Here is a 19,209-nt window from a genome sequence, read left to right on the forward strand (position 1 = left end):
TGCAAAACTTTCACATTGTGGTCATTTCTAGAGCTTGCGTGTCCACATTTTGAGCATTTTGCTAAATCGGGAACTTTTCGCTCTCCCACTAGAATGACTATATGGCAATTAGTTTACGCGGTCTTCTGGAACATGACGAGCTCGATCTTCGGCCGCTAACTGAACACAGTCACCGCGATGGCATGGTCATCACCTGGGGTGCGGTGACCGAACTACTCGACCCTTCGCAGTTCTTGACCGGACGAGAAATTGTCTTGACCACGGGCGTTCGCCAGAAGACCAAAGCCGCGCAACGGCAGTTCGTCCATGTCCTTGCGGCCAATGATGCCGTAGCTTTGGGTTTTGGCACAGGACTGGAGCACGATTCGGTACCGCAGGCGACCGTTGACGCCGCCCGCGAAGTAGGACTTCCCGTCTTCGAGGTTCCCTATCAGATACCTTTTGCTGCGATCACCCGGCTGATTGCCGAAGCACTGAACTCCGATCATCTCAAGCGCGTTGAAAGCCTGCTGAAGTCCCACCAGAAGCTGGCCCAGACACTGCTCTCCTCGGATCTTGACAGCATGCTCGAGGAACTCGAACGCATGCTCGGCACCCAAGTGGCACTGACCCTGCACGGAGAAGTGATCAGCGGCGACTATGATCCGGCGCGTTCCTGGCATGAACGCCCGGTGGCCACCGGGCTGCGCGACAAGTGCACCTTGCATATTGCCGAGCCCTACGTCCACCAGCAAGTAGTCGACTACGCGCAGTCGCTGATCGGCCTGGAACTGGCGAACAAGTCCCGGCTGCGCGCTTCGCAGCGCCACGCCAACGGCCAAGTGCTCGAAGACCTCGCCGGCGGCGCCCTGGTCGGCGCCGATGCGGCTGGACGCCTGGGCGCTCTGGGCTTGAACACCCAGCGCGAGCACTCGGTCATCCTAGTCCAGGCTCCAAGCCAGATCGAGCGCTTGCAAACCCTGCCGCTGCCTTCCGATCTCTCCTCGCAGGTTTCGGCGATCATCGATGGCCGATTGGCAATCATCGTTGCGCATAGCAAGGTGCAGCTGTCGGTCAAGCACCTCGATGAGTATCTGCTCGCGGCCGGCATTCCGGCGCGCGTGGGCTACGGCGGACGCTACCCGAATACCACCGGCATCCGCTGGAGCTACTTCGAGGCCCTGGAGTCATTGCGCCACGGCGAACGGGTCAACGAGCCTACCAAGCTGTCACTCACCTCGCTCCTGCTCGCCGCCCACGATGTTCCCCTGCAGGATTTGGCCATCGAAGTGCTGGGGCCGCTGCAGGAGTTCGATGCCTCCCACGATTCCGACCTGTTGCTGACGTTGAGCGAGTATCTCAACCGCGATGGCTCGGTGGGCGCGGTGGCAGAGTCCATGGGCCTGCACCGCAACACGGTGCGCTACCGGATCCAGCAGATTTCAGACCTTTCCGGCTACGACCCGAATGTGACTAGCGACCGAGTCCAGCTCTGGATCGCGTTGAGCGCCCTTGAGCTGGGCTAATCTCGATAGGATAAAGACATGGCAGACATGTTTCTAGAGAAGTTCTGTTCCCTGGTTCCCAAGTACTTGGAAGACCAGTGGAACGAGGCCGATGGCCTGAGCGCCGAAGAATTGCGCGAAGGGCTGGCGCAGTCCGAGGTGCCAATTCCCTTCGTCCTTGAAGAGTTCTATCGTGCGCTGGGCAACAATGAAGATTTCATGGAGGCCTACCACTACTTCTTCGATCCGGAAGAACTGGAAATCGAAGACGGCTACCTCTTGTTCCTGGAAGACGAGGAAGAGAAGTTCGTCTGGGGCTTCAAGGCGTCCCAGCTCGATGTTCCCGATCCAATCGTCTACCGCCGCAACAATGCCAAGGGCAAATGGACCAGCGAGGAAGGCACCTTCAGCGAATTCACCCTGGACATGTTCGCCTGGGTCTTCGAAGAGCTGGCCGCCGAATTGGAGGACTAGTGCTCCACCGTTCCCATGAACCAGCCAATTACGCGTGCCCTTTCTGCGAGCTGGTCAACGACCTGCCCTTCAGTCAGGACAACTTGTGCGCGCCCACAGATCTGATCTATCAGACCGAACTTGTGGCAGCGATCATGGCTTGTGATGGGTTCGGGAACTACGGCGGTCATGTGATGATCATTCCTACCGCGCATCTGGAGGCGCTCTATGACCTCGATGAGGCCACTGGTGCCGCGGTCATGCGCGAGACCAAGCGCGTCGCCTTGGCGATGAAGCTAGCCTGGGATCCGGAAGGCACGAGTACCCGGCAGCATAATGAGCCGGCGGGCAATCAGCACGTGTGGCATTATCACCAGCATGTTTTCCCGCGCTACGCCGATGACGAGCTTTATCGGCAGCTGCGCCACCGGGTTTCAATCCAGGAGCGGGCGAGCAAAGCGGAACAGCTGCGCCTGGCGCTCTTCTCCCCCAAACATCCGCAGCCGCTGACCCGCGAGGATATCATCAGATAAGCAGGAGCATGCATGTGGGCAGAAGCAGGCCCCGAGCACAAGGAAACCCCGGAAGGCTTTCGCAGTCTTCCGGGGTTTGCTTGTTCAATCCCGTCTAGGCTTCGCGGGTAACCACCGCATCGGCGAAGGAGATCAGCGCCTGCTTCACGGTGCCTTCTGGCAGCGGAGCCAGGACGGCAATCGCATCATCGGCCCACTTGCGCGCGGCCTTCCAGGCCTCGTGGATTGCCGGATGGGCGGTCACTGCTTCTACAGCAGCCGCCAGGGCTTCATCGCTGGTCAGGTCCGCATCGACCAGTTCGACAGCCTGCTGTGCTTGGGTGTCGCCGTCCGCAGCCGCCTGGCGAAGCAGCAGAATCGGCAGGGTCGGCACGCCTTCGCGCAAATCAGTGCCCGGAGTCTTGCCCGAATCGGCTTCCTTGGACGCCAGGTCAATCACGTCATCGGCGACCTGGAAGGCAATGCCAACCTTCTCGCCGTACTCGCGCAGCACCTCGATGTAGTCAGGCGCACCGCCGAAACGCGCGCCGAAAGCGCCGGAGGTCGAAAGCAGCGATGCGGTCTTGTCGCTGATCACCTGGATGTGGTGCTCGATGGCATCATCGCCCTCGCGGGGGCCGATGGATTCATGCAGCTGTCCCAGGCACAGGCGTTCGAAGGTGCGTGATTGCCACATGACTGCTTCTGGACCCAGTTCGGAGCCGAACACCGAGGCACGGGCGAAGATCAGGTCGCCGGCGAGAATGGCAACGGAGTTTCCCCACACTTCGTGTGCGGTCGGTGCGCCGCGGCGCATCGGAGCGGAGTCCATGACGTCATCGTGGTACAGGGTGGCCAGGTGGGTAAGTTCCACGACAGCCGCCGCCTTGATGACCTCATCGTTGACGCCTTCGCCGAGCAGGGAGGTCAGCAGCACCAGCAGCGGGCGTACGCGCTTGCCCCCGGCCTCGACAAGGTGGCGGCTGGATGCGTCGATCAAGGGGTCGGAGTTGGCCAGTGCATCGCGCAGCAGCTTCTCCACCTTTGCCATGCCCATGGAAATAGCCGGACCGAAGTCCGGATCCTCGGCCAGCAAAGCGAAGCCCGAGGGAAGATTGATGGCCGCAGCTAATGCAGCGGTTTCAGGATTCAGCTCAATCGAGTCGGACACGTCATGTCCGGCTGCGGTCCAGTTGCTCTTCGAATCAGTCACTGTTCTACGGCTTACTTATCTTTCATCGGGTTGGCCATCGCGGTGTGCGAAGGCAATCTTGCCTGCAAGATGCACGCAAACATCTCTTCACTCTAGCCGATGCTTTCAACTGCACATTGCTGGCATGGCCGGAGCCGGGCCTACCGGTCTGGTACCAGCGACCTGAGAGGTCGATTTAGAGTTTACCGGGTTCCCCCTGCACTTCTCACCCGACCCGGCCGATCTCACAGGGGTGACCACGGACACCCGCAAGCCTTTTTCCCCGGCATTGCGCGGTAGGCTTAGCCTTATCATGTCTGCAGATTCGCCCGTTCTTAGCGCCAGCGCTCATCAGCCGTCGGCTCCTGTTCTCACCAGCATCACCTTCGAATACCTCGATGCCCCCGAAACACTGCTGGCCGACTCATTGCGTCACCGAAGCCTGGTATGGACCCGCAACGGCCACGGCTTGGTCGGCTTCGGCACTGCCGCCCGCCTGCACACGCACGGTGAAGAGCGCTTTGCGCGTGCACGCGCATGGTTCGCACAGGTCATCGAGCAGGCTCGGATCATCGACCCGATCTCCCGCCCGGGCAGCGGCCTGGTGTCTTTTGGCTCTTTCGCATTTTCCTTCACCAGCGTTTTCGAATCGCGCTTGGTCATCCCCCAGCTGGTTATCGGCCGCGATGAGGAGAAGTCATGGATCACCGTTACCGGCAGCGCCGAGGAACTTAACGGACTGACCTACCAGCAGGCCCTGGCACGCGCCGAATCAGCGATGGCAGATGCGTCCTTGCCGGCAGCCGAAACGGGCAGCATCGAGCTGACCAGCGGACAACTGACCGCCGGTTCCTACCTTGAAGCCGTGGACCATGCGCTGGGCCATTTCGAGGAACGCGGAATCTCCAAACTGGTGCTGGCCCGTGACGTGTTGGCGCATAGTTCCACCCCGATCAACTTGGCCCGCATCGTCGATGCGCTAACCGAGCAGTATGGCAATTGCTGGACCTATTCTGTTGACGGCTTGGTAGGCGCCACCCCGGAGATGCTGGTGCGCGTGACCGGCGGCTTGGCCGAGGCCCGCGTCTTGGCAGGAACCCTGGACCGCGCTGCCGCTGGTGCCGAGGATCCCGACTTCGCACACCGCAACCTCTTTGAGGATCCGAAGCAGCGCAATGAGCACCAGCTGGCCATCGATTCGCTCACCGCGTCCTTGAATCCCATTTCGCACGGCATGAATGCCCCGGAGGAACCATTCATTCTCCAGCTTCCCAATGTGTGGCATTTGGCCAGCGACGTCCGTGCCCAGTTGCGCGCAGATGCCGCCGGCACCCTGCCTACCGCACTGGATGTTGCCGAGATCTTCCATCCGACCGCAGCCGTATGCGGCACCCCGACCAAGAAGGCCGGCGTGCTCTTGCGCGAACTGGAAGGAATGGACCGCGGCCCGTACGCAGGTCCGGTCGGCTGGGTTGACAGCCGTGGAGATGGCGAATTCGGCATCGCCTTGCGCGGCGGAATCCTGGAAGACGAAAAGCTGATGCGCCTGTACGCCGGCTGCGGCATTGTCCCCGGCTCGGTGCCGGAAGATGAATTAGCCGAGTCGTGGGCCAAGATGCGTCCCATGCGCCAGGCCTTGGGAGCCGAGTAGGCCCAGTCCGTGCGAGGGACGATGGCCGGGTAGCACCCGGTTGAGCATAAACAATCCTTACTCTCGGCGCGTCATGTGTGAGGTGCATCTCAGCCTAGTGCTGGCGTGGTTATGATTATGGCTACGCAATGATCCACTCGCATTACCCGAAAGTAGGTTCTGATCCTATGCGTAGTCTCAAGAAGAAGTTCGCCTCCGCAGTTGCTGTCACCTCCGTTGCACTGCTGGCGCTCACCGCCTGCGGTTCCGGCTCCGGTTCTGAAGGTGAAGCCGAAGCTGGTTCATTCCCGCTGAACGAAGGCAAGCTCACCATTTGCTCAGATATTCCTTACGAGCCATTCGAGTTCGTCAAGGATGGCAAGAACGTCGGATTCGACATGGACATCGCAGCTGAGATTGCCAAGGATGCAGAACTGGATCTGAACGTCATCGACGCCAGCTTCGACTCCATCGAATCCGGCCTGTTCAACACCCAGTGCGATATAGCGATCTCCTCCATCTCGATCACCGAAGAGCGTTCGGCCAAGATGGATTTCTCCACCCCGTACATGGATGACGACCTGGTGCTGATTTCGGCAGACGGTTCAGGCATCAAGGATCTTGAATCCGCCAAGGACAAGAAGGTCGGCGTCCAGCAGGCGACCACCGGTGAGAAGTACGCCAAGGAACAGGGCCTGACCAACATCGTAGGCTTCGAGGATGCCGGCTTGCAGACCCAGGCACTGCTGGCTGGCCAGGTCGACGCGCTGCTGGGCAACCAGTCGGTACTCGGCTACTCCATCAAGGACAAAGAAGGCTTCAGCGTTGTTGCCGACTTCAAGACCGGCGAGCAGCTGGGCGTTGCAGTTCCAAAGGACCAGCCAAAGACCTTGGAATTGGTCAACGGCACCCTCAAGCGCTTGACCGATGCAGGAACCATGGAAGAACTGACCGTGAAGTGGTTCGGCGAGAAGTAATTCTCGAGCATCATCTGATTTCAAGGCAAGCGGGGGCATCGGGCTGCGCCCACAGGTTGGCAGCCCTGCCTCCGCTTCCTGCATGAGAGGTAATCAAGCATGGCAATGACCACCCGTCAGCGCGCCCGCATGAGCAAGACCATCCAGATCGCCATCTTCATCATCGCGATCATCGCATTGGTCTTGGCAGTCGACTGGGACAAGGCAGTCTACGCCTTCTTCTCCTTCGACAAGCTGGGGCCAATGTTCCCAGGCATGATCCTGGTGGGCCTGAAGAACACCATCTTCTACACCATCATTTCCTTCGCCTTCGGCTTGGTCCTTGGCCTGCTTCTGGCACTGATGAAAATGGCGTCATTTGCGCCCTACCGCTGGTTCGCCACCGCATTCATTGAATTCTTCCGCGGCGTCCCGGCAATCCTGGTGCTCTTGGCCTTCGGCTTCGGCTTGCCGCAGGCCTTTGGAACACAGTGGCCGCAGCCGGTCAACGTCATGTGCGCCCTGGGCTTGGTCTCGGCAGCATACATTGCAGAAACCCTGCGTGCAGGCTTGCAGGCAGTGCCCAAGGGGCAGACCGAAGCCGCTCGTTCACTGGGCATGCCAGCATGGCGCGCCATGGTCACCATCGTGATCCCGCAGGCCTTCAAGATCGTCTTGCCGCCGATGACCAACGAAATCATCCTGCTGACCAAGGACACCTCCTTGGCCTTCATCCTCGGTGCTTCGATGGCCCAGTACGAAATGACCAAGTTCGGCCGCGACGGCATCTCGCAAATCGATGCCGGCATCACCCCGCTGGTTGTCGCCGGCCTGTTCTACTTGGTGATCACCATCCCGCTGAGCTTGGTGGCCCGCAAGTTCGAATCCCGCGCCGCAAAGACCAAGCGATAGAGAGGACCTGGAAATGTCGAGCGACACCAATAAGCTTTCAGTCCATGCTTCGGGCGTGGAAATCACCGGACTGCGCAAGGCCTACGGCAGCAACGAAGTGCTCAAGGGCATTGACCTGAATGTTGCTCCGGGCGAGGTGGTCTGCCTGATCGGTCCTTCCGGCTCGGGAAAGTCCACCCTGCTGCGCTGCGTGAACCTGCTGGAGCAGCCAAATGGCGGCACCATCATGGTCGGCGGCTTCAACGCCACCGATCCCGATGTGAACCTGGACAAGATGCGCCAGCAAGTAGGCATGGTCTTCCAGCAGTTCAACCTGTTCCCGCACCTGACGGTGCTGGAAAACTGCACCGTTTCGCCTATCAAGGTGCTCAAGCGCAAGAAGGCCGAGGCGGAGAAAATCGCCTTGGGCCACCTGGAACGCGTAGGGCTGGGCGACTTCGGCGACCGCTACCCCGATCAGCTTTCCGGCGGCCAGCAGCAGCGCGTAGCCATCGCACGCGCGCTGTCCATGGAACCGACCCTGATGCTTTTCGATGAGCCAACCAGTGCGTTGGACCCGGAAACCGTAGGCGAGGTGCTGTCCATCATGAAGAACCTGGCCCAGGCGGGCATGACCATGCTCGTGGTCACCCACGAGATGGCATTCGCCAAGGAAGTTGCAGACCGGGTGTTCTTCATGGACGGCGGGGTCGTGGTGGAAGAAGGCAAGGCAGCGGATGTCATCGGCAATCCGCAGCAGCCGCGTACGCAGGACTTCCTGCGCCGCGTGCTCGATCCGACGCACGTCGACATCTAAGCACCACAGCGCATCAGCAATCCCCTGCTTTGCCAGTGAAATGTACTGGCAGCGCAGGGGATTCCTTTTTGCCTCGCAGCGGCCTTCAGGGGGTTGGCCAGGACAGCTGCCCGATCGCCTGGTTCAGCTCAAGCGTCTCGGCGCGCAGGTTGCTGCGCGAGGCCGGCACTTCAATCAGCCGCAGGTTCGCCGTGCGCCGTGCGGCCAGGACGGCGCCAAGCTCTTCTTTGCTTTCTGCTTTGGCGTACTGCCAGCCATAGGCTTCGGCGAGCGCAGGCAGGCTCAGCCGCTGCGGGGTGGCAAAGAGCCGTTCCACCGCATTGGCGTAGCGGCCCGAAGCGTCTACTTCACCGTGCTCCAAGGTGGAGAAGATTGCTCCTCCCCCGTCGTTGTAGACCACGATGTCCACCACGGGCTGTTCTTCACCCGGAGTCCAGGACAGCGAGCTGGCGTCATGGGCGAAGGTGATGTCCCCCATCACCGCCAGTGTCGGACGCTTGCTGCCCTGGGCCAGGCCCAGGGCGGTGGCGATGGTTCCATCGATTCCGGCCAGGCCGCGATTGGCGTGCACGGTCATGGTTCGTGCTGGTGCCGGGCGGGCCGCCAAATCGAAGTCGCGGATAATGTTCGAAGAGCCGAGCAGGAGCACTTCCGGTGCGTGCTCCCAGATGGCCTCGGCGACAGCTGGCCCATTGGCCGCCGACTCCCGGCCCAGATCCTGGCGCACCGACAAGGCTTGGGTATCGAGCTGCTGCCACGCTTCGAGCCAGCCCGGTGCACCAGAGCCGGCGAATTCCTGCAGTTCGTTCCACGAGCTGACCGGGGTCTCGCGTCGCCGGCCCTGCTCATACCATGCCACCGGCACCGGCTGCCAGATCACCGATTCGATCGCCGGGTCGGCTAGCAGCTTGCCCACCGGGCGGCTCAGGGTCGGGCGGCCGAAGAGCACCACGCGTTCAATGCGCTCAAGGCCCACGGTGATCAGCGGGCGGTAGTGGCCTATGGCATTGGCCGAGAAACGTGCGTTGGACGATGGCTCGGCGAACAATGGCAACCCCAGGTCCTGGGCGAATTGCTGCGCCTCCTCGCCAGACCCATGCCCGGCGACGACCACGCTCCGGCGTGGCTTGAGCTGCTGGACGGGCAGGGTCGACATATCCGGCTGGCGCGGTGCCGGCCATTGCCCGGGTTCAATCGCAGTCCAGCGTTGTTCCTCGATGCGCTCTTGGGGTGCTGGAGTCAGCGGATCCCGGAACTGCAGGTTCAATTGGACCGGGCCGGCCGGATCCTGCTCGTTGCCGGCCAAGGCAGCCAAGGCCTGTGCGAGTTCATGCTGCGGGTCAGCACCGGCACGGACATTGGCCGCCAGGCGCACGTGCTCGCCAAAGAGGTTTTTCTGGCGGGTGCTCTGGCTTGCCCCGGTGCCGTGCAATTCATCGGGGCGATCAGCAGAAAGAACCAGCAGCGGTGTCGCGGTATGGTTGGCTTCCATCACCGCCGGCAGCATCTGCCCGACGGCAGAGCCGCTGGTGGCGGCCACTGCTGCCGGCCGCCCGGTGCCTTGGGCCAGGCCCAGGGCCATGAAGGCGGCAGAGCGTTCATCGATGCGCACGTGGATATCCAGGATCCCGGCAGCGGCGGCCTCGGCCGCGGCGTAGGCCAATGGGGCGCTGCGTGAACCGGGAGAAATCACCAGATCCCTGATTCCCGCGCGGATCACTGCGGAGAGTACGTGGCGAGCGGTGGTGATGGCGCATTGCTCGTCAGGTTGCTGCATTCCCACGCGGCATGACTCCTTAGATTCCATAGCTGAAGGCAATTATCCAAGTCTATGCCTTGGGCTGCCGGAGAACCGATTTGGAATGCGCCAGGGCGCCGGCAGGATCCGCTGATGGATCCTGCCGGCGCCCTGGGGGCTCGGGCTGGCTGCGTCTACTTGTTGCGGCCCTTGCCCTTGCCCGGCTTCGAGTCTTCCTTGAAGACCTGGACTACCGATGGGCGTGGACCGTAGAACTGGCCCTTGCCTGCATCTGCCGCGTTCTTCACGAAATCCGGGAACAGCGAGGTAGGGCTGGCGAAGCTGCCGCCTTCGCCCGGGTGCTGCACGGAAACGAAGACCGAGTTGTCCTTGTCATGGATCAGCGGGCCGCAGGTCTCTGCGCCGGTTGGCACGGCCAGGAACTGCTCGACGCGGCCGCGGTCCTTGCCGGTCAGGGTGACCTTGTGCAGTGCATCGGAGTAGCCGATGGTGCCGGGGGCGCCGTCGGTGGAGATCCACAGGTTGCCCTTGGAGTCGAAGGCCAGGTTGTCCGGGCAGGAGATTGGCGAGACCTTGTCGGCTGGGTAGCCGGAGAAGTAGGTCGATCCGTTCACATTGGGGTCACCGGCCACCAGCAGGATGTTCCAGGTGAACTTCGCCGCGGTGGCGTCGTTTCCGGCCTCGGTGATTTCCAGTACGTGGCCGTCGCGGTTGCGGACGCGCGGGCTGACTTCGGTGGCGCCTTCCTTGCCTTCCTTGCCGCGGTCGGTGTTGTTGGTCAGCGCCACGTAGACCTTGCCGGAGACCGGGCTCGGCTCGACATCTTCCGGACGGTCCAGCTTGGTGGCCCCGACCTTGTCGGCTGCCTGGCGGGTGTAGACCAGCACCTCGTCGATGCTCATGCCATCGACTTTGGATTCGCCGTTCTTCACCAGCGGCAGCCAGGTGCCCATGCCGTCGAAGGCGCCATCGGACGGGACAGCGCCGCTGCCGTCGATTTCGCTTGCTGGCGAGTTGCCTGCGAACTTCGCAACGTACAGGTCGCCTTCGGAAAGCAAGCCCATGTTGTGCTTGCGATCGTGCTTGGAATAGGTGTTCTTCGAGACGAACTTATACAGGTATTCGAAGCGCGAGTCGTCGCCGGAGTACGCAACGACCTTGCCGTTCTTGGCAATGCGCACGTTGGCGCCTTCGTGCTTGAAGCGGCCCAGGTTGGTGTGCTTGACCGGGGTGGAGGTTGGGTCCTGCGGATCGATTTCGACGACCCAGCCGAAGCGGTTGGCCTCGTTCTCGTAGCCGTCGTTGTGCAGGCCGAAGCGCGGGTCGATGTCTTCCCAGCCGCGGTCGGTCGCGCCGGTGCCGATGCCGTAGCGGGCTTCCTGAGCGGTGCCCTTGCCGCGGAAGTACTGGTCGAAGTTCTCTTCGCCGGAGAGCACGGTGCCCCACGGGGTGGTGCCGCCGGCGCAGTTGTTCAGGGTGCCAAGGACCTTGGTTCCGGTTGGGTCAGCAGCGGTCTTGAGCAGGTCGCTGCCTGCCGCTGGGCCGTCGACCAGGAATTCGGTGCTGGCGGTGATGCGGCGGTTGCGCTCGCCACCCTGCACGTAGCTCCACTTCTTGTCGTTCTTCTTGCGCTTGACCTCGACGACCGAGAAGCCATGGGCGTTCATCGCGATCTTGCGGGCTTCGTCCTTGTTCGCTTCGAACCAGGCAGCGTCGAACATCATGTCTTCATTGGTGTATTCGTGGTTGGCCACCAGTACGCCGGTACGGCCCGAGTACTTGTCGACGATGATGTCCAGGTAGTCGCAGTTGTAGCCGAACTGCTCTGCCTGCTTGCGGGCCGACTGCTTGGAGGCGTCGAATGCCGGGGTGTTCTTGAAGAGCGGATCGCCCCAGCGGATGATGGCGTTCCAGTCATAGCCGTCAGGAACTGAAACGGTATCTACCGAACGCGACACCGGCTCAATGGCGTCGAACGAAAGGTGCCCGCCCTTGCCTGGCTTCATTGGCACCAGTGGCGCCGCGGTCGCGTCAGCAGCGCCGAAGAGCTGCGGGCCGATGACCAGTGCCGAGGCGCCGACGGCGCCCAGGCCCAGCATGCTGCGGCGGGACATCGACTTGTCGGCGATGTCCTTGAAGTAGCCATTGGACGAAGTGTTGCAATCCGGCTTGGTGCAGGCGTCAGCGCACTTGAAGTGGCAAGTAGCTGCAGAACGGCCGCCGCGGGTGTGGCCCAGCATTGGCAAAAGGGTACGGGTTGGATTCATGATCCGCTCACTTCCTCAGTATGTGGCTCATCGTCAGGGGAATGACTCGAACTGAGGTTTTCACTTGGAAGTGTTCTAAATGCAACGCAAAGGTGAACGCCAGGGAAACAGATTCCTGAGTAGTGCTATGCCCTAGCCAGTTCCGCATAGCAGGATTCCAGCCGCTGCCGCCACCAGCGTACGCGCGTCTCTTCTGGACGCAGGCTCTCCAGTTTCTGGTGATCCGGCTCAATGCGGCGCACCGGCAAATATCCGGCGGTAGCCAGCAACGGCTCGGCACAAACGTCTTCGGCGAATAAAGTGCCGGTAGACAGGCCGCAGGCATAGGGCAATGCTGGCAGTGCGCTGGCCAATGCCGCCGCTTGGGCCAGGCCTACCGAGGTATCCAGTGCGCTGGAGACGACGACATCCAGTTCCGCGTGCTTGGCAATGTCCAGCACAGCGCTGATGCCGCCCAGCGGCTGGGCCTTGATGACCATCAGATCCGCCGCGCCCAACCGCGAGACTTCCAGGGGGTCGGTGTGCTTGCGTACCGCTTCATCTGCGGCGATCTTCAACGGGTTTCCGGCGTTGCGCAGTTGCTCGCGGACTTCCGCCAGCCCGGTAATGCCAGGCACCGGTTGCTCTGCGTATTGCAGGTCGTACTCGCTCAGTGCTTTCAGTGCGGGAACCGCCTGGGTGATATCCCACCCCATATTGGCGTCCACGCGCAGCGCTGCCTGCGGGTAGAGTCGCCGGGTTTCAGCCACGCGGGCCAGGTCTTCGTCGAGGCCTTGGCCCTGTTCTGCCACCTTGATCTTGATGGTGTGCGGCGCGTCGTAGCGTTCAAGAACCGCCCCTACATCCTTCGCCGCAACCGCTGGCAGGGTGGCGTTGACCGGGATGCTGGTGCGCAGCGGTTCGGGGAACGGCTGGTAGGCGGCCTCGATTCCGGCGGCCAGCCATCGTGCGGCTTCCGCAGCTCCGTACTCGGTGAAGGCAGAGAATTCGCCCCAGCCTTCCGGCCCTTCGATCAGCAGGGCCTCGCGCTGGGTGACACCGCGGAATTTCACGCGCATCGGAAGGCGGACAACATGGGAATGCGCCAGCAATTCTTCAAGGGGCGGTAGTTCAAAGCTCATAGTCCAAGCCTAGCGAGCGTGGGCATGGTTACATGCCTGAACGGTGCCGTTCCGCCTGCCGGATATGACACCCTAGAGATATGCCACGCCATTCAGCCTCCACGCGCCCGCACCATATCAGGTGGTGGTGGGCCTTGCTGCTGCTGGTTGCGCTTTTCTGTCTTGAGTACATATTTTTCGTTCAGCAACGCAGTGGGCAATGGGCGGATCAGGCAGGATTCATCGCGTGGTCGCAATGGTGGCCCCGGACCGACTTGCTCAATCCGGTCCGCGAATTCCTGGATCTCTTGCCAGCAATTTGTGGCGCGATTGCTGCAGTATTCCTGCTGTATCGGGTGATTCGCGACCGCCATTTCCTTAGGGCCATCGTAGCGATCCTCGCGGCCGCAGCCGCAGCCGGCACCACGCAGCTTCTGAAGCACGAGGTCTTGACCCGCCCGGATTTCAATTTCGGCACTACAGGAAATTCCTTCCCCTCGGGGCATACCACCGCCGCCGCTGCCGCCATGGGACTGATGTATTTGGTGTCGCCACCGAAGCTGCGTCCAGTGGTGCAACCGATTGCCTGGTTATTCGCCACGGTGACGGGACTGGCCACCCTGATCTGCGGCTGGCACCGCCCAAGCGACATTGCCGCTGGTTTCGTGGTGGCAGGATTCTGGCTGGTTCTGGCTTCGGCAGTGCTCCAGCGCATCCAGCCGCTGAGCCACGAAGTTCCCAAGGGATCCTGGTCGAGGCATGTCGGGGCGGGCAGCTTGGTTCTCTGGGCTGCTGTCATCGGATTGTCCTTCGTCCTGCCGCACCCGCACATACAGAAAATTCCGGAGTTCCTGCAATTGGCCTACGCTGCCTTGGGGATTATCCATGTCGTGGCCGCGTCGCTGGTATCCGGCTTAGTGCTGCGCTCGGTGGTTATCGGCCCCATGCGCACCTTGAAGAAATAGGGCACCGGCACAGGAATCAAGCAGGCTGCTGTTCCGCCTAGCCCATGCGGGCATTGAGAACGTTCGCAGCCTGCCTTGAGTCCGGAATGGTCACGGCGAATCGCTTCTTGTTCTTGAGGTCGAAAACGAGGCCTTCGTGTTCTTTCATCACGATGGCCGAACCGCCTGGAATGATCCGCCAGCCCCAGCCTCCCCACATCATGGGATCGATCTTTTCGCTGGTCACAGATTCAATGTCAGTGATCTTGATAGTTCGCATTGGGATCCCCAAGAGCGCGGAAGATACCCGGAAACGATCGCCGATGATGGATACGCGGATCCAGATCACGCCTAGCATCAGCACGCAGACTGCGGCTGACAGGGCCACGGGAAGGATGACGCTCGCCAAGCTGCCGTCGTGGCTTCCACCGGCCAGAAAGGGCAGCACTACAGCAACGATCAGTGTTGCGAACAGCACGAGGCATAGCATCCACATCCACCATGGTGCGGCCATAGTTTGCTTGAACTCCGCTTGCCTGGAATCTGGCTGTGGCTCGGCGAATGCCTCCGCCGCGTCAGTCCGCTGTACGCCTTGGGCTGCATCGATTCGTTGCTGGCGGTCCTCGTTGAATTGCCGTGTGTACTGCTGGTAGGTGCCGCTGGCCCACAGCGGCGCTATGCCCAGCAACGCGCAGGCAATAAGCAAAACCATCATGCCGCCCAGCACTGCCGTTTCAGGTGTTTCGGCGAGCGCTGTCGATACCGCCGAGCTGACGAAAACGCCAGCTGCACTCCACGCGAGCAGGCCACCGGCGAAGAGCAGCATCATGAGCAAAGCCGGTTTGTTGCGCAGCTTCAAGGAGAACATCCCGGTGATGGCACCAACGATGGTCAGCCCGATGCAGACCGGGACAAAGACGGCGGTTCGGGTGAACCCGTCCGGGTAGGTAGAGCTCCAGTGCGTGGCGGTCATTTCCGGCAGGTCGCCAGCAAGCAGCGCATAGGTGGCACCCGAAAGAGCTGCTGGGAGAAGAAGCAGCAGGCAGGTCAGCGGCCGATTCCTGATTCCGGTCCCTGCGATTGCCATCCCAATCCCCTGCTCTCGCTGCTTTGTGCCGGTTGGCCCACTTTCCAAGCAAGCAGACGGGCACAACTTATTTCCAGCACAGAAATGATTATCAATCTAACTCTATCAACTAGTATTTGACATGGGAATAAATCGTCTAGCATTGACAGAATGCCAGCAAAAAGAATGATGCCCGCCGTTCCTCGCGAGGTTCGACGGGCACCATGGTCACTCGCAAGAGCGAGAACTGGGCACTGTGGACGCTAGAGCGACGCCAGCGCGGCCTTTGGATCTGTCATCGCGTCAGCGACATAGCGCATGAAGCCGGCCGCAGTTCCGCCATCGCAAACCCGGTGGTCGAAGCTCAGTGTCATCTCGCAGATGGAGCGGACCTTGATCTTGCCATTGACCACCCATGGCTTCTCGACGATGCGCCCAAGCCCCAGGATGGCAGCTTCCGGGTAGTTGATGATGGCCGCGGAGCCGTCAACATTGAACACGCCATAGTTGTTGATGGTGAAGGTGCTGCCGGACAGGTCGGCAACGCCCGCTTTGCCCTCGCGCGCCACCGAAGCCAGCCGAGCGAACTCGGCCGACAGTTCCTTGGCATTCAGCTTGTGGGCATCGCGCACATTGGGCACAACCAGGCCGCGGTCGGTCTGGGCGGCGAAGCCAAGGTTCACGCCCTCGAAGAGGGTATGGCGCAATCCACCATCAGCCTCAACGTCGATTCGGCTGTTCAGTTCCGGGAAACGCTGCAATCCGGCCACAGCGAAGCGGGCGACCAGCGCCATGACGCTCGGGGCCTGGCCGTCTGCCTCCTTGATCTTCGAACGCAGTTTCAGCAGCTTGGTGACGTCGACATCCACCCACACGGTCGCTTCGGGGATCTCCCGGCGCGACGTGCTCATCGCGTTGGCGATGGTCTTGCGCACGCCCGAAAGCACCTGTGAGGAAGCTACAGGCAGGCCGGTCTTCGCATCAGCTTCCCCAGTTTGGGCCACCGGCACCGCAACCGAGGCCGAAGCTGAGGCTGCGGGAGTTGGCATCGGCGCTGCAGGTGTTGCCGGTTCAGGCTGCACCGCATCGGCTGACAAGGCGGCTTCCACGTCTGTGCGCAGAATCAGCCCTTCTGGACCGGTGCCCTTAACCGTGGTGATGTCCAATGCGTTGTCACGAGCCAGCTTGCGTACCAGCGGGTTGATCACGCGCACCGCTTCAGCTGGTGCCTGGACCGCGGCCGACGCGACCCCTGAGCGCGGCTTGCGCCGGCGGCTGGTCTTGCGCTGGGCAGAGGAGGTGCCGTAGCCAATGAGCACATTTCCGCTGCCTTCATCGGATTCTGCATCATCCTCGGCAGGAACCTGGGTGCCGGCGCGCTCTTCCTCGCGGTAGGACTGGGCACGTTCGGCTTCTTCGCCGGCAGGGGCCGCAGCGTCTTCACCGCCGGTGTTCACCGAAATGAAAGGCTCGTCCACCAGCATCATCTGGCCGGCATCCCCATGCAAGGTGGAGACGACACCTTCGAATGGGCAAGGGATTTCCACCAGCGACTTCGCGGTTTCCACCTCTGCAATGGGCTGGTCGACCGCAACGACGTCACCGGCGGCAACCATCCAACGCACCAGCTCGGCTTCGGTCAGCCCTTCGCCAAGGTCTGGCAAGAGGAAAGTCTTGATACTCATTTACGCCTCCCACTGAAGCTGGTCAACTGCGTCGAGAATTCGTTCGGCGCTTGGCAGATGGAACTTCTCCAGCGTTGGTGCCGGATAAGGAATATCGAATCCGGTCACGCGGAGCACCGGAGCCGCCAACGAGTGGAAGCAGCGTTCCTGCACCCGGGCTACGATTTCGCTGGCTACCGAGGCGAAGCCCTGGGCTTCGGCGACCACGATGGCCCGACCGGTCTTGCGGACCGATGCGCAGACGGTCTCGTCATCGAATGGCACAATGCTGCGGATGTCCACTACTTCCAGGCTGATGCCTTCCTCGGCTGCCAGCTTGGCGGCTTCCATTGCGGTGGAAACGCTTGGACCATAGGTGATGAGCGTGGCATCGCTGCCCGGGCGGGCGATGCGTGCCTGCCCCTCGGTCGTGGCGCTCTTCTTTGACTCGTACTGTTCGGCCAGTTGCGCAAGGTCAACCTGCTCCTTGGACCAGTACAGCTTCTTCGGCTCGAAGAAGACCACCGGATCATCCGAATCGATGGCTTCGCGCAGCATCAGGTAGGCGTCCTCGACACACGAGGGGGTGAAGACCTTCAGGCCCGGGGTGTGCGCGTAGTAGGCTTCCGAGGAATCGCAGTGGTGCTCCACGCCGCCGACGCCGCCGGCGTAAGGAATGCGGATCACCATTGGCAGGTTCAGCTTGCCCTGGGTGCGGTTGCGCATCTTGGCAACATGCGAAGCGATCTGCTCGAAGGCCGGGTAGGCGAACGCATCGAACTGCATCTCGATGACCGGTCGCATGCCGTTGATGGCCATGCCTACGGCCATGCCGACGATGCCGGATTCGGCCAGCGGAGTGTCGAAGCAGCGCTCGGAGCCGAAGCGTGCGGTCAGGCCATCGGTGATGCGGAAGACACCGCCGAGGGTTCCCACATCCTCTCCGAAGATCACTACCGAGTCATCGGCAACCAGCGCATCGGCCAAGGCGGTATTCAGCGCCTTGCCGAAGGTCACCGGCTGGTTCTCGTTGGCAGCCTTTGCCGCGGCTCGTGCGGTGGCAGCGCTGACGTTCGGGTTCACGCGCGAAGTAGTGGCAGTCATCCTAGGCTTCCTCACGGTCTAGTTCGTCGACAAGAATGGCTTGCTGTTCCGCAAGCTGCGGGCTCTTGGCCGAGTACACATGCTCGAACAGCTCGCGTGGATCGGTGTTAGCTTCCTGGTTCATGCCATCGCGCAGGGTCTTGGCAACGGCTTCGGCATCCGCAGTGATCTTGGCGACGGTCTCATCGGTCAACAGACCTGCATCATCCAGGTATGCCTTCATCCGGGTCACCGGATCCTTGGCGATCCATTCCTGGACTTCGGAGTCCTCGCGGTAGCGCTTGTCGTCATCGGCATTGGTGTGCGCCTGCATGCGGTAGGTGTGGGCCTCGATCAGCAGCGGGCCGTTGCCCTCGCGGGCCATGCGCACCGCGCGGGTCATGATGGCCATCAAGGCCATCAGGTCGTTGCCATCCACGCGCTCGCCGGCCATGCCGTAGCCGACAGCCTTGTGAGCCAAGGATGGGGCTGCGCTCTGCTGCGAGAGCGGAACCGAGATGGCGTACTTGTTGTTCTGCACGAAGAAGATCACCGGCAGGTTGAAGACCGCTGCGAAATTCAGCGCTTCGTGGAAGTCGCCCTCGCTCGTGGCGCCATCGCCGCACATCGCCACGACAACGGTGTCTTCGCCGCGCAGCTTGGCAGCGTGTGCAACACCCACTGCGTGCAGCAGCTGGGTGGTGAGCGGAGTGGACATCGGTGCGCAGTTATAGGCCTTCGGGTCATAACCGCAGTGCCATTCGCCGCGGAAACTGGTCATGACTTCCATGGGTGCAACGCCTTTGGTCAGCACCGCTACGGTGTCGCGGTAGGTCGGGAAGAGCCAGTCGTTCTCGCCCAGGCACAATGCTGCCGCGATCTGGCAGGCTTCCTGTCCATGGCTGGAGGGATAGACCGCCATGCGGCCCTGGCGGACCAGCGCGGAGTTCTGGTCGTTGACGCGTCGGCCGGTGACCAGGGCAGCGTAGGCTTCGAGCAGCCGGGCCGGGCTCGGCAGCGGGTACTCGTGGCCCGGCTCAGTGCCTTGCTGATCCTCTGGGCGCAGGGTTCCGTCCGGGTTCAACAGGTTGATCATGTGGCGTGCTGGCAGCATGTAGTCTTCAGGGGTAATCCCGAATTTCTTGCTGACCTCAGAGATGCGATCCGCATGCGCTTCAGTGCTCATGTTCTCCCACCTTTCGTGGTTCTGGCTGGTCCATGAGCACAACAGCTTGTGACTCACTTCACCTAAACATCATTTGCAATCAATTATGGGTATGAGTGGCATTCTGTATCCAGTCCGGCGGGGAATCGTGGAAAGTTGCGAATAGTATCCGTATACTCGTAGACGAAAAGTGTCAATAGATTGTGTTTGGAATAGAGACGTCCGG

The 19,209-nt window shown here is 61.5% G+C and carries 16 protein-coding genes; 8 read left to right on the forward strand and 8 right to left on the reverse strand.

Annotated elements, in window-relative coordinates; genetic code table 11:
• Positions 1-101: 101 nt before the first annotated feature.
• Genes F0M17_RS11880 through F0M17_RS11890 form a run of 3 tightly spaced genes read left to right on the forward strand, consistent with a single transcriptional unit; the run spans position 102 to position 2,470 of the window.
• Positions 102-1,505: a PucR family transcriptional regulator gene (locus tag F0M17_RS11880; RefSeq protein WP_066140841.1), complete on the forward strand. Its 1,404-nt coding sequence runs from the start codon at positions 102-104 to the stop codon at positions 1,503-1,505.
• Between the two features lie 18 nt (positions 1,506-1,523).
• Positions 1,524-1,958, forward strand: a complete 435-nt coding sequence (locus F0M17_RS11885) for a hypothetical protein (RefSeq protein ID WP_038992256.1) — start codon at positions 1,524-1,526, stop codon at positions 1,956-1,958.
• Positions 1,958-2,470 (forward strand): HIT family protein, encoded by a 513-nt coding sequence (locus F0M17_RS11890; protein ID WP_149597155.1) that lies wholly within the window; start codon positions 1,958-1,960, stop codon positions 2,468-2,470. The genes F0M17_RS11885 and F0M17_RS11890 overlap by 1 nt, the downstream gene beginning before the upstream one ends.
• Positions 2,471-2,564: 94 nt before the next feature.
• On the opposite strand, the gene F0M17_RS11895 is transcribed toward F0M17_RS11890, so the two are convergent.
• Positions 2,565-3,662, reverse strand: coding sequence for a polyprenyl synthetase family protein (locus F0M17_RS11895; RefSeq protein WP_066140850.1), 1,098 nt, complete (start codon positions 3,660-3,662; stop codon positions 2,565-2,567).
• Between the two features lie 292 nt (positions 3,663-3,954).
• On the opposite strand from F0M17_RS11895, the gene F0M17_RS11900 reads away from it, so the two are divergent.
• The 4 genes from F0M17_RS11900 to F0M17_RS11915 all read left to right on the forward strand — a co-directional run bounded on the left by F0M17_RS11900 (position 3,955) and on the right by F0M17_RS11915 (position 7,935).
• Positions 3,955-5,292 (forward strand): isochorismate synthase MenF, encoded by a 1,338-nt coding sequence (locus F0M17_RS11900; protein WP_149597156.1) that lies wholly within the window; start codon positions 3,955-3,957, stop codon positions 5,290-5,292.
• 167 nt (positions 5,293-5,459) lie between these two features.
• On the forward strand, positions 5,460-6,248 hold the full coding sequence (locus F0M17_RS11905) for an ABC transporter substrate-binding protein (RefSeq protein ID WP_038992261.1): 789 nt from the start codon (positions 5,460-5,462) through the stop codon (positions 6,246-6,248).
• Positions 6,249-6,347: 99 nt separating this feature from the next.
• Positions 6,348-7,139, forward strand: coding sequence for an amino acid ABC transporter permease (locus F0M17_RS11910; protein ID WP_073705867.1), 792 nt, complete (start codon positions 6,348-6,350; stop codon positions 7,137-7,139).
• A 13-nt stretch (positions 7,140-7,152) separates the two neighbouring features.
• A complete protein-coding gene (locus tag F0M17_RS11915) occupies positions 7,153-7,935 on the forward strand; it encodes an amino acid ABC transporter ATP-binding protein (RefSeq protein WP_066140860.1) in 783 nt (260 codons plus the stop codon).
• A gap of 85 nt (positions 7,936-8,020) precedes the next feature.
• Here the strand turns inward: F0M17_RS11915 and menD are convergent, their stop codons facing one another.
• The 3 genes from menD to F0M17_RS11930 all read right to left on the reverse strand — a co-directional run bounded on the left by menD (position 8,021) and on the right by F0M17_RS11930 (position 13,082).
• On the reverse strand, positions 8,021-9,712 hold the full coding sequence (menD, locus tag F0M17_RS11920) for a 2-succinyl-5-enolpyruvyl-6-hydroxy-3-cyclohexene-1-carboxylic-acid synthase (RefSeq protein ID WP_246857189.1): 1,692 nt from the start codon (positions 9,710-9,712) through the stop codon (positions 8,021-8,023).
• A 155-nt stretch (positions 9,713-9,867) separates the two neighbouring features.
• Positions 9,868-11,961, reverse strand: coding sequence for a PhoX family phosphatase (locus F0M17_RS11925; RefSeq protein ID WP_149597158.1), 2,094 nt, complete (start codon positions 11,959-11,961; stop codon positions 9,868-9,870).
• Between the two features lie 125 nt (positions 11,962-12,086).
• Positions 12,087-13,082 carry an o-succinylbenzoate synthase gene (locus tag F0M17_RS11930; protein WP_149597159.1) on the reverse strand — a complete coding sequence of 332 codons (996 nt, stop codon included), beginning with the start codon at positions 13,080-13,082 and terminating at the stop codon, positions 12,087-12,089.
• A 287-nt stretch (positions 13,083-13,369) separates the two neighbouring features.
• Here F0M17_RS11930 and F0M17_RS11935 point away from each other — a divergent pair, with 287 nt between their 5' ends.
• Entirely contained in the window at positions 13,370-14,026 is a 657-nt protein-coding gene (locus tag F0M17_RS11935) for a phosphatase PAP2 family protein (protein ID WP_168202014.1), read from the forward strand.
• A gap of 37 nt (positions 14,027-14,063) precedes the next feature.
• Here the strand turns inward: F0M17_RS11935 and F0M17_RS11940 are convergent, their stop codons facing one another.
• The 4 genes from F0M17_RS11940 to pdhA all read right to left on the reverse strand — a co-directional run bounded on the left by F0M17_RS11940 (position 14,064) and on the right by pdhA (position 19,004).
• The gene (locus tag F0M17_RS11940) at positions 14,064-15,092 is read right to left on the reverse strand and encodes a hypothetical protein (protein ID WP_149597161.1); all 1,029 of its coding nucleotides are present in this window, start codon (positions 15,090-15,092) and stop codon (positions 14,064-14,066) included.
• 242 nt (positions 15,093-15,334) lie between these two features.
• Positions 15,335-16,756 carry a dihydrolipoamide acetyltransferase family protein gene (locus F0M17_RS11945; protein ID WP_073705862.1) on the reverse strand — a complete coding sequence of 474 codons (1,422 nt, stop codon included), beginning with the start codon at positions 16,754-16,756 and terminating at the stop codon, positions 15,335-15,337.
• On the reverse strand, positions 16,757-17,839 hold the full coding sequence (locus tag F0M17_RS11950; protein ID WP_038992271.1) for an alpha-ketoacid dehydrogenase subunit beta: 1,083 nt from the start codon (positions 17,837-17,839) through the stop codon (positions 16,757-16,759).
• 1 nt (position 17,840) lies between these two features.
• On the reverse strand, positions 17,841-19,004 hold the full coding sequence (gene pdhA, locus F0M17_RS11955) for a pyruvate dehydrogenase (acetyl-transferring) E1 component subunit alpha (protein WP_052253880.1): 1,164 nt from the start codon (positions 19,002-19,004) through the stop codon (positions 17,841-17,843).
• Positions 19,005-19,209: the final 205 nt, after the last annotated feature.

The sequence above is a fragment of the Glutamicibacter sp. ZJUTW genome (assembly GCF_008370855.1).
GTDB classification, from domain to species: Bacteria; Actinomycetota; Actinomycetes; order Actinomycetales; family Micrococcaceae; genus Glutamicibacter; species Glutamicibacter nicotianae.